At 34.4% G+C, this 12,199-nt stretch carries 10 protein-coding genes; 7 read left to right on the top strand and 3 right to left on the bottom strand.

The window, feature by feature from the left end; all coding sequences use genetic code 11:
• Positions 1-1,695, bottom strand: a 1,695-nt coding sequence (locus HOG71_11640; protein MBT5991492.1) for a hypothetical protein, incomplete at its 3' end; no start/stop codon positions are given.
• A 38-nt stretch (positions 1,696-1,733) separates the two neighbouring features.
• On the opposite strand from HOG71_11640, the gene HOG71_11635 reads away from it, so the two are divergent.
• The gene (locus HOG71_11635) at positions 1,734-2,489 is read left to right on the top strand and encodes an RNA methyltransferase (GenBank protein ID MBT5991491.1); all 756 of its coding nucleotides are present in this window, start codon (positions 1,734-1,736) and stop codon (positions 2,487-2,489) included.
• A 208-nt stretch (positions 2,490-2,697) separates the two neighbouring features.
• Here the strand turns inward: HOG71_11635 and HOG71_11630 are convergent, their stop codons facing one another.
• Positions 2,698-3,066, bottom strand: a complete 369-nt coding sequence (locus HOG71_11630) for a cupin domain-containing protein (protein ID MBT5991490.1) — start codon at positions 3,064-3,066, stop codon at positions 2,698-2,700.
• Between the two features lie 192 nt (positions 3,067-3,258).
• A complete protein-coding gene (locus HOG71_11625; protein MBT5991489.1) occupies positions 3,259-4,011 on the bottom strand; it encodes a hypothetical protein in 753 nt (250 codons plus the stop codon).
• A gap of 245 nt (positions 4,012-4,256) precedes the next feature.
• Here HOG71_11625 and HOG71_11620 point away from each other — a divergent pair, with 245 nt between their 5' ends.
• From HOG71_11620 to HOG71_11595, 6 genes are all read left to right on the top strand, one after another.
• Positions 4,257-4,517: a type B 50S ribosomal protein L31 gene (locus tag HOG71_11620; GenBank protein ID MBT5991488.1), complete on the top strand. Its 261-nt coding sequence runs from the start codon at positions 4,257-4,259 to the stop codon at positions 4,515-4,517.
• A gap of 68 nt (positions 4,518-4,585) precedes the next feature.
• Positions 4,586-5,770: a glucose-1-phosphate thymidylyltransferase gene (locus HOG71_11615; GenBank protein ID MBT5991487.1), complete on the top strand. Its 1,185-nt coding sequence runs from the start codon at positions 4,586-4,588 to the stop codon at positions 5,768-5,770.
• Between the two features lie 38 nt (positions 5,771-5,808).
• Entirely contained in the window at positions 5,809-6,570 is a 762-nt protein-coding gene (locus HOG71_11610; protein MBT5991486.1) for a triose-phosphate isomerase, read from the top strand.
• A complete protein-coding gene (prmA, locus tag HOG71_11605; protein MBT5991485.1) occupies positions 6,567-7,397 on the top strand; it encodes a 50S ribosomal protein L11 methyltransferase in 831 nt (276 codons plus the stop codon). The genes HOG71_11610 and prmA overlap by 4 nt, the downstream gene beginning before the upstream one ends.
• Position 7,398: 1 nt before the next feature.
• Complete coding sequence (locus HOG71_11600) at positions 7,399-11,805, top strand: hypothetical protein (GenBank protein ID MBT5991484.1); 4,407 nt, start codon at positions 7,399-7,401, stop codon at positions 11,803-11,805.
• 2 nt (positions 11,806-11,807) lie between these two features.
• The coding region (locus tag HOG71_11595) for a glycerol-3-phosphate acyltransferase (protein ID MBT5991483.1) at positions 11,808-12,199 on the top strand (392 nt) is incomplete at its 3' end.

Genomic DNA, 12,199 nt, shown 5'->3' with positions numbered 1-12,199 from the left:
TGTTGTATCGCTAATATTTCTGTTGCCTTCTGCTAACACAAAAGCTAAACGGGGTAAATTACCAGCTGTTTCAAAAATGTTCCAGCGCACTCGCCAAAACTTCCTGTTTCCTTTAGTTTGATCTTTAAAAGAGATAGACCATCGTGCCGTTGTTAAAAGATGCGGATCAAATAAACTTGCAAGTATCTCATTGCTATCGATTAAGCCTTGATAAAATGAATTTGTAACATTTGAACTGATTCTGGATATTTCGATGGGTGTTACAAAATGCTTAAGATTTGGCTTATTAAATTGATAGGTATAGGCAAAATTTAGAGTGGCTCGTTCATAATCCACATTTTCTTCAAAGAAATAGGAAAGGCTTAAGGCTGTTTTTGTTGAATTAAAGTTTGTATTCCTAAAAAAACTTGATGGCAGAAAGGCGTAAGGAAGGAAAAAGGCCGTATTAATATCAGCCTGATAATTCCCAAATGCTTTTTGCCCACTATCCCTTCTTATCTGAATATCAAAAGCTCCACCAACACCTAATGTCCATTGAATAGCCTGCTTCAGAATATTGTTGTATTTATAGGTTATTCCACCAGCCATACCATAGTAACGCTTTCGGGTATCAATAATATATTTATATTCTTCAGTGGTATTGGTCTCTAATTCAAGAATATACTCCTGTTTTTTACTCGGTGTAAGCCTTATCCTGCAGTCCAACAAAGCTGTATCTGAACCAGGAATTAAGCTTTCCTCAAAATCCACATCGATGAATTTATAGACTTGAAGTTCTGAAAGCTTATTGATTGTTTGTTTTACTTTGTAAATGCTGTAAAAATCACTTTTTCTGAACTCAAGATTCCTTAAAAACACAGAAGGTTTTAAATTGAAGTTACTGCCAATAAAACGATAGCCTAACTCGTATGTGGTATCTTTTACACTGGAGTCCATTATACTATAGCCCGGTTCGATGGAAATATTATTGATGATGTAACGCTTATGAACAGAGGAATCAGAAGGATTTTGAACAAAGACCTGAACATTTACTTCACTTTTATTGCCGAAGGTCGTATCCACTTCAAAATATATAAAATACTTACTGAATTTATAGTAACCTTCATTATTAAGTACTTCAGCAATTCTACTTCTTTCTCGAATCAAACTTTTACTATCGTATTTATTTCCGCTAATAATAAAGGATTTAGCAAACGATCTATCCAGTAAATCATATATATTTTTATCCGCTACATAATAATCCACATCTTGAATCAAATAAGGATTTCCTGGATTAATATCATATTTTACAAATGCTTTTTTTTGCCAGGAAGGGAATAATCGATACCTTTTTTTCGCTATATCGTAACTAATCGAATTCCTAAAATATCCTTTATTGAGTAAATAGTCTTGCATTTGAAGCTGAGACTCGATAATCAGCGATGTATCTAAAAACATAGGCTCTTCGCCAAATAGCTTTTTAATGGAATTATTGATAAAGTTCGAATCTTTAAGATCTTGTTTCATATAAATCCACAGAAATGGATCTGTTATCCCAAAACCTCTTTGCCTTGGATTTTGATTGGCAAGGGCATTCAGCTCACTTTTTTCATCGCTTGGTGCATTTTCAATAGTTGCCTTTTTTAACAAAAGACTGTCCGTTGGAACTAATTTATTGAAAGTACAGGCCTGAAAAGACAAAAATAATGCAAACAAAAAACTAATTTTGAATGCAACTTTTAAATAGATCATTAATGATTTCAAATGCACAGCAGAAACTTATACAGTCATTAACACAAAAAAAATACCGAAAGAAAAATAAATTGTTTCTAGCAGAAGGTGTAAAAATAGTTAATGAAATTTTATTTTCAGCATATAAAATTCATTCAATTTTTGGAGTAGCCGATTGGCTTGCAGATAATTCCGGCAAATTGCATAATACACACATTCAAGAAATCGTTGAAGTCGATGAAAAAGAATTAAAAAAGATTAGTAATCTTCGAACCGCAAATAAAGTATTGGCCGTAGTGCACATGCCAGAACAAGATATAAACCTTAATTCTAACCTCATCATCATGCTTGATTCCATTCGCGATCCAGGGAATATGGGTACCATTATTCGCATTGCTGACTGGTATGGAATTGATACAATTATTTGCTCCGAAGATTGTGCAGATATTTACAATCCAAAGGTTATTCAAGCAAGCATGGGGAGTTTTTTAAGAATTCAGCATGCATATGAAAACCTGCAGGAAATCCTTGCATCTAATTCTGATAGAAACTCTTATGGGGCTTTTCTTCAAGGAGAATCGGTGCATACATGCAATTTCCAGAAACCTGCATTCCTGCTTATTGGGAATGAATCAAACGGTATTCAGAAAGAACTACAGCCTTTGATCAAGCAAAAAATCAGCATTCCAAAATTTGGTGAAGCCGAATCGCTAAATGCGTCTGTTGCTACAGCTATTATATTGGATAATATGAGGAGAAAGATGAAAATTGAAAGTTGAAAGTTACAGGTTGCAATTCGTTATTCTACTGTTCGATTGTTCGATTATTCGTTATTCAACTGTTCAATTGTTCTCCTGTTCAATTGTTATCTTGTTCAATTGTTCTATTATTCGATGTTCAATTGTTCTATTATTCGCAAAAGCCTTGTGAACTAAAAGAGGTGAGTGACATTTAGCAATCCAATATCAAATATTCGAAATCCAAAATTTAAGTAATTACCACTTCATCTTCCTTTTGCCAGGGAGGATCAACTATCACCAAAAACTCAAGTTTATCATCACCCCTATTTTCAATCCATTGATGACTTTTTGGAGGTACAATAAATGAACTGCCAGCGTGAATATCAAAAGTTTCCTGATCGATATGCATAATGGCAGAACCATTAATTATATAGTATGTTTCTGATTGTTCAATATAATGATCCAAAGTGGCTCCTCCAGCTTCAATGTAGGCATGTGCCAAGCTATGCTTGGTAGGAACATCATCTCTATCCGGATGAAATATTTCCCTTAAAAAGCATTTATCGCCTGCAATAATTTCCTGAATTTGCTCCAGTTGTTTTTTCGCAATTTGCATATCTATTTTTTGTAAATCCATATTTGTACCACATCAATTATCGATTTTTCCTCTTTGCCCCATCCCTAAAGGGTGGTGAAAAAATCAATTTGCAACCCTGCCTGAACATTGTCGGGCAGGCTTTAGGGAAGGCAACAAATTGATTTATAGGAGACAGTTTTTATATGTGGTACTATAGCCAATAATCATTTTCTATTTTATCTCAAACACCGATGCATCTACTTTATTAAGAATAATAGATGATACCGTAAGGTCAATTTCTTGTCCGGCAACAGATTGTTTGATAGCAAAAGGGAAAAGTACACCTTTAACAGCTTTGTAATTGCTGTAATCAATAATTGACATAAAATCACCTTCTGGTGCAGAAATCGTACTAGTTGTTCTTACTTTTAAAGCAGATTCGATATCAAAATATTCATTTTGTATTGAACCACCAGGGATGGTAAATTCCATAAAATAGGCATCTTTGCCATTCAATTCTTCTACTCCCAATAATTTGTAGGTTACACCAAGTTCTTTATAGCGTAATTCCTTATTAATAGCACCTTCATATTTTACTGCTTCCAAATCGGAACCGGTAATTTCGGTTTCATTACCCATAGCAACTATTTTCGCCTTTTCTCCATCGCAAATTTGTTTCTGATAGGTCATGTCAGCTGTACCCATTTCCATATAATATTTACCTGGATCCATTCGATGAAAGGTGAACATGAGCTCTGTTCCTTGTATCGTAGTATGAGCATACATGGTCAAGCTTTTCATTTTCAACATTTTCTTTTCACCACCAATAGCAGCAATATAGTTTTGAATAACCAGATCTGCCGTGATTCCTGCAGGAGTTGGTTTAAGCATTTCGACAACCTCTTCAATAACTTCTTCTTCCTGAGATAAAAGCGGACCTGCCATGAGTACAAATGCGATAAGACTAAAAATAACTTTTTTCATTTTGATTTGATTTATAGATAATTAATAACAGCCTTGATTGTTTACAAGGAATATTTCGACTAAAAACAAAGTTATCAATTAATGGAATGAAAATAATATCTTTGATCGTATTATTTAAACAGATTCCTACTGATTGTTTATCAACACCTTACACCGAAACCCAAGCTTATCAAATTTTAAAGCTATTTTGCTTTGTGTATTTAAAATCATTGTTTTACCTTTGCAGTCCTTAAAAAAGATTTAAAATGAAAAAAGATATTCATCCAAAGAATTATAGATTTGTTGTGTTTCAGGATATGTCTAATGGAAAGTCGTTTTTAACACGCGCTTGTGTTGAAACAAGAGAAACAACCACATGGACAGATGGTAAGGAGTATCCTTTTTATAAGCTTGAAATTAGTAATACATCTCACCCATTCTTTACAGGTAAGAAAGTATTTGTTGATACTGCCGGACGTGTTGAAAAATTCTTCAACAAGTATAAAAAAGCAGAAGATAAGAAATAATAATTTTCCGATTATCAATAATTTAGGCTTCTTTTGTATAACGAAAGGAGCTTTTTTATTTTATGGTTATGGCAAATTATATTTTAAATGATATTCCAGAAAACTGGACCAATTTATTACCGTTTACATTCACCCGCCCTATATCAGACTTACGAGTTGGGATACTTACCTTAAAAGATAAATGGGAATTGCTTTTAGAAGAGGCATGTTCTGTTATAACAGAAGAATATCTTTCTGAAAAATATAGCTGCAAGCTGAGTGATGAAAATGTATTGATAAACTCCGTTATAATCCCCACATCAGCCATAGTCGAGCAAATTAAACAATTAGAAAGCGGACAAATACTCAAGAATGATAACGAATGGGTAGCTATTTGTACGAAAGATGTTGAAAGTTTTGATCAGGAAGAATTTGGTGAATACGAAGTAGTTGCTTGTGATTCTCAGCTGGACTTTATCAAATATCCATGGCATATATTTCAAAAAAACAGCCAACAAATTGAAGCTGATTTTGCCTTAATTACCAAAGGGAAAAAATCACAGGAGCTAAGTTCAACTAATCAACTGATTGGTGACTATCCTGTTTTCATTGCACCCAATGCCAATATAGAATGTGCAACGCTAAATACAACTAAAGGTCCTATTTTCATTGGAGAAGATGCGGTGGTCATGGAAGGCTCACTTATTCAGGGTCCATTTGCAATATGCGAGCATTCACAACTTAAATTAGGAGCCAAAATTTATCCCGGAACAACCATTGGACCCCATTGCAAAGTAGGTGGTGAAATTAACAATGCTGTTTTCTGGGGCTACTCAAGTAAAGCTCACGATGGTTTCCTCGGAAATTCTGTTATTGGAGAATGGTGCAATATTGGAGCTGATTCCAACAATTCAAACTTAAAAAATAACTACGAAAACGTGAAAATATGGAATTATGGAAGTAAATCTTTCATTGATTCTGAATCACAGTTTTGCGGTCTTTTTATGGGAGATCATTCGAAATGCGGAATAAATACGATGTTTAACACCGGTACTGTTGTGGGTGTAAGTGCCAATATTTTTGGGGCAGGTTTTCCCCGAACCATCATCCCATCTTTTGCCTGGGGTGGTGCAAATGGAATAACAACTTATCGAATTGACAAAGCCTTCCGAACCATGGAATTGGTTATGAGCAGGCGCAATCTATTGCTATCCGATATGGATAAAAAAATATTAACCCATATCTTTGATCAAACGAAAGAGTTCAGACATTAAGTCTTTGAGCCTTTATTTAAATCCATTAATTTTTAATCATGAGGAAACTTATTGTTGCAGGCAACTGGAAAATGAATACGACTGTTGCTCAAGGCATAAATCTGATCAAAGAACTGAAAGAACTACATAATTGTACGTTTTCAAAAAACTCAGATATCATCATTTTCCCTCCCTATACTCATTTAAGTCAGTTTGCTACTGAATTGACCAATTGCTGTATAAAATTAGGAGCTCAAAATCTTCATCATGAAGAAAAAGGAGCTTTTACAGGAGAGATTTCCGCAAATATGATTCGAAGTATTGGCTGTAAATATGTTTTGGTCGGACATTCAGAACGAAGACAATATGCCAAGGAAAGCAATGAAGTTTTAGCAAGCAAAGTCAAGCTGGCACTGGACAATGAGCTAACTCCTATTTATTGTTGTGGTGAAACTCTTGATGAAAGAGAAGATCAAAAGCACTTTGACGTAATTGAAGAACAAATTAAAAAAGGACTTTTCAGTTTGCCTATCGACTCGATTCAGGAAATTATTATAGCATATGAACCTGTTTGGGCCATAGGAACTGGCAAAACAGCTAGTCCTGCACAAGCTCAGGAAATACATGCTTTCATCAGATCATTGATTGAAACTACATACGGTAAAGAAGTAAGTGAGTCAATTCGCATATTATATGGAGGCAGTGTCAATGCTGCCAATGCTAAAGAAATATTCGGACAAGCTGATATTGATGGAGGTTTGGTTGGTGGAGCATCATTAAAACCACAGGATTTCAACACCATCATAAACGCTGTTGGATGACTTATATTGAAGTAAAAGTAAAATGTCCTGAAGATAGCAAAGAGCTTTTGATATTTGAGTTCAATCAATTTGAGCATGTTTCTTTCTGGGAACATGAGGATGGCTTTTCAGCCTATTTCTTAGCTGATGAGTTCAACAAACAACATATTAACTCATCCATTAAAAACTTGCTTAAAAATTACCCTCAAGTTTCTTTCACTCATGCCGAACAACCAAAAATAAATTGGAATAAAGAATGGGAAAGCAATTATTCACCTATTGTTTTGGCCAAGAAGTATTTTATTCGAGCACCCTTTCATGAGGTAAAAAAGGATTTGGTTAATTTTACAATTATGCCCGACATGGCATTTGGCACCGGGCATCATGCAACAACCGAATTGATATTTACCCTGATGGAAGGCAGTGATTTAAGCAATTACAAAATCCTTGATTTTGGTTGTGGTACCGGAATTTTATCCATATTAGCCGATTTCAAGGGAGCATCCAGTATCATGGCTATAGATATTGAAGAAGAATCTATTGAAATCACTACAAAAAATGCAGAGATTAACGGCTGTAAGCATATCAAATCTCGCTTACTGTCAATTGAGGATGTGCCCGAAACAAATTTTGATTGTATACTTGCCAACATCAATCGAAACACACTTTTAAATAATGTTGAGTCTATTAGTAAAAAGCTTAAACAAAATGGACTTCTTTTTTTAAGTGGTTTTTATACAGAAGATTTGAAATTAATTCAAGATAATTATGAGAAGTATAATATCTTTATCGAAAAGAAGTTAGAAAAGAATAATTGGGTAGGACTCGCCTGCCGAAAAAGGAAATAGAATGCGTATATCATATAGATTCATCGTTTTTTTTGTCATTTTTAGCCTGTCATTTTCAGCCTTCTCACAGGTTTATAAATTTTCAAAAGATCCAGAAGAATTTCAAGATGAAATCAAACGATTTTACAAGGGAATAAAGGTCGAAAAAACAAATCTGATTGTTGATGAATTCGTCAATTATGTGAAGTTAGAAGAACTTAATCCTGAAGAATTTTTACGCATTGTTGAAACGTGTAATTTGATGCTTAAAAAACACTTTAAGCCTCTGCCCTATTTTGAAACCTATCTGGAACTTGTTAATGCATATAAAAAAAACAATATTGATATTGGTAAATTCAGAGAATGGAACTCTGTTTATAGCCAGCATCTTGAAAAATCAAAACGAAATATAAAGGAATTTAATACGACCATGATGGCGTTATTTACTAAAAATGCTATCTATGACGCGAAATCAAAAACATGGTATTTAGGCACCACCAATTACAACATTGTTTATGAAAAACAACCCAAGATTATTGTTAATGAGCCAATTACATTAATATGCACTACACGTGAAGACTCGCTTGTTATATACAACACCATGGGTACTTATTTGCCATTATTGTATAAATGGAGCGGTACAAAAGGTATTGTTGATTGGCAGAGAGTTGAGTTGGATTCAACAAGGGTTCATTGTAAGTTCGATGCCTATAAAATTGATGTACGAAAAGCAGAGTTGGAAGTCGATTCTGTTACATTTTGGAATAAAAACTATTTTTCAAAACAGCTAGTTGGCCGATTAACTGAAAAAGCAAATACAACTCATTTAGGTAAAAAAGCAAAATATCCTAAGTTCAGATCCTATAGAGCTGTTTATATTTTGGATAAGCTATCCAAGAATGTTCTTTACATAGGTGGATTTACACAAGAAGGATTGAACATGATGGGTTCAAGCAGCATGGAAGTAGAAGGAGAACCTGTAGTGAAAGCCCGGGTTTTGATTACGTATAAAGGGCAGCCAACCCTTAAAGCTGAGTCGGATGCATTTATGATTACTCCTGACAAAATAGTAGCCAGCAATGCCAGAACAACTATTTATTATGGTGAAGATTCTATTTATCATCCAAAAATAATTTTTAACTATTCCATTAAAACGAGAAAATTAATACTGACCCGGGGAGATAATGGAATGTACCGAAGTCCGATGTACGACACCTACCACAAATTGGAAATGGAATTTGATCAATTGGATTGGACAATTGATAATCCCAAAATGGATTTCAGGATGTTTTATGGAAGTGAAGGATCTGCTATGTTTACTTCTGAGTCATTTTTCACCATGGCTCAATACAATAAAACTAAAAGTGTATTAACATTTCATCCCTTAAATAAAATTAAGGAATTGTGCTTGCGACTGGATACCAATGTGTTTTCTAAATATGATTTTGCTAACTACATGGGTGTGCGACCCGAAAATGTTGAAGCACTACTTATTACCCTAACGATGGATGGATATATCATTTTTGATAATATCAATGATATAGTTACAGTACGTGATAAAACATTCCTGTATGTTAATGCCGAGGCAAATAAAATGGACTACGACATGCTTCGTTTTGAATCTACTATCAAAAAGAGCAATGCTGTATTCAGTCTTGAAAGTGGCAATTTAGATTTGGAAGGAATTCGTCTTGTACTGCTTAGTGATACACATAGGGTACATATTGTACCTCGTCAACAGAAAGTAACCATGAAGGATAGTCGAAATTTCGAATTTGATGGCTATATCAGAGGAGGGCTTTTTGAGTTCTTTGGAAATGATTTTTATTTCGATTATGAGAACTTTAAATTCAACTTGACAAACATTGATTCAGTGCGGATGTATGTTCGTATTGACGAGAATCAGCCTAACCTTATCGCACAAATCCAGAGTGTTTTGCAAGACGTAAGTGGATATTTATATGTCGATAATCCCAAAAATAAATCTGGCCGAAAAAATTACCCTGAATACCCAATATTTGAGTGTACCAAGAATTCATATGTTTATTACGACAAAAAAGAGATTCTGGGTGGACACTACTCCCGCGACAGATTTTATTTTGATATTAAGCCATTTATTATTGACAGTTTAGATAAGTTTAAAATGAAGGGGCTTGAATTTGAAGGCACATTTTATTCCGGAGATATTCTGCCCGTATTTGATTACAAACTTGTTCCACAAGAAGACTTGTCGTTAGGATTTTCAAAAACAGACCATTTCCCACTTTATGTTGCGGAAGGAGCACCAAAAGGAGAAGGTGACCAACGAATTAATCTGAGTAACAAAGGACTTCGGGGTAATGGAAAAATAGAATATCTAACTTCAATTACTCAGTCAGAAGATTTTATTTACTTTTTTGATTCCGTTCGATCGCACAGCAATACATTCGATTTGGAACACAATGCTATGGGGAAATATCCGAAAGTTGTAGGTCGGGAAGTTTTCACACGTTGGTTAGCCTATGCGGATACCATGATTATTGAAAAGAAACAAATACCGTTTAAAATTTACGAGAAAGGTTATGAGTTTAGTGGAAACATGGTGTTGACCCCTGCCCGATTAACCAGTAAAGGGGTGTTTGATTATAAAAACTCAACCATCTCATCCCAATTATTTGAATTTACCCCACACAATTTATTATCTGAAAAAGCAACTGTTCGTATATTCAGTGACGATCCCAATTTATATGCCTTCATTGCTCCTGCATCGAAAATTAATTTGGATGTAGATACTGACATCCTGGATGGAGAAAGTACGAAGTCAGATCGTAAACTTCTATTTCCTTTAAATAGGTATACTACCTCAATGAAACATTTCATTTGGTATAATTTGGAAGATAGAATAGCTATTTCGAAAGCAGATATGCAGAGCGAGCAAGCCTGTTATTTCAGATCAACAAAAAAAGATCAGGATTCACTGCAGTTTCAATCAACCTTTGCCAACTACGATTTAAAGAAGTATTACATCAATGCTGAGAAAATACCCTATATTCCAGTTGCAGATGCGCGAATTTATCCCGATCAGGGTTTAGCAACTATCGAAAGAGATGCTTTCATGCAATCGTTAAAAAATGCAGTTGTAAAAGCTGATACAATAAATTACCATCATGTATTATATGATGCCTTGATTAATGTTTTCGGTAAGTATAAATACACCGGATATGGTAAGTACGATTACATTGATAAATATAAAAGCAAGCAAGTATTATCCTTTTACCAAATTCGGGTAGATGAAGAAAGACGAACCTATGCCCGTTCAAAAGTACCAGATTCTATGGACTTCAGATTGAGTCCTCAATTTAAATTTGGAGGTTATGCAGAGCTTAATGGAAATGTTAAAGAGCTCGATTTTGATGGATTTGTACTCCCTGCCCATAAACAAGACTATTTCCGGACAGGTTGGTTTTCATACCACGATCGCATAAATCCTGATTCAGTTTATTTCAGTCTGAACAAACCTGTTGGTCGTGAAGGTAGAGAATTGTATACAGGATTGTATGTAGGAACTGATTCTCCTTATGTTTATAACCTATGGACGGGCTATAAAAAAGCATTCGCGGATGCAGAAATTTTTTCAGTTGATGAAGGTGTTATGTATTACGATGATAAAACCAATAAGTACATATATGCAGCATTAGAAAAAGTTTTTGATCATGAGTTATACGGTTCTTATTTCGCATTAAGTGATAAAACCGGAGATACCTACGGGGAAGGAAAATTTGATTTTGGAGAAGATATTAAAGCTATTGAAATTCAAACAGCCGGAACTGTTAATTTTTTCATGGAAAATGGGAATTATATATTTGACCTAATGATGACTATTGACTTCCCATTTGATGAAAAAGCAATCAACATCATGGCAGACGAAATGATGGAGCATACTTATTTTCGTAAAAGCTCCAAGAACAGAAGAGACGCTACGAAAATTGCAATTTCTGAGCTGATAACTGATGAAAAAGAGAGAGACAATTTATTAATTGAAATTGAAGACTTTGATGAAATCATACCTACAAAGTCAATCACCAAAACAATTGTTTTAAGCGACCTAAAGCTTACCTACGATCTGAAGGAAAGATTGTTTAAAACGTCCAGTGATAAATTTAGTATTATAAGCATCCAAAAAGTAAAAGTTAATAAAGAGATTATTGGTGGCCTTCAGCTTTCTAAAAAGAAAAGTGGAACCATGTTCGCCTTGTATTTAGAGAGTGAAGAAAATTACTACAATTTCTTTAAATATTATTATGGAATTTATAGTGTTTTGGGATCAAACGAGGACTTTAATAAGCAAGTTTCATCTACTATCTCAAAACACTCCGAAAACAAATACAGAATCAAGAAAGCGACCAATCGCGACCTGAATTTATTCAAGAAAAAAATGAATCTATATTAATCATGTTTAAAATTATTTCAATCCTTTTTGTAGCCTATATTCTGGGAGCCATACCTTTTTCCTTATGGTTAGGGAAACTTTTTTATAAAACAGATGTACGAAATTCTGGAAGTAAAAGCTCCGGGGCTACCAATGTTTTGCGAGTTATCGGACCCAAATTAGCTTTTCCAATCCTAATTCTCGACATTCTTAAAGGTTTTGTTGCTACACGCCTTGTCTTGGTCTTTTTTGTAGAGAGTGATCCTCAATTCTTATATCTAAAACTTGCTGCCGGTGTACTGGCAATGATTGGTCATATTTATCCTGTATTCGCCCAATTTAAAGGTGGCAAAGGAATAGCTACCATGGCTGGCGTTTTATTAGGCACTGTTCCTGAAGTAATGATTTATGCTTT

The organism is Bacteroidota bacterium (assembly GCA_018698135.1).
Classification (GTDB): domain Bacteria; phylum Bacteroidota; class Bacteroidia; order CAILMK01; family JAAYUY01; genus JABINZ01.
Note: the sequence above shows the minus strand (reverse complement) of the source record. Positions and strands in the feature narration are given on the sequence as shown.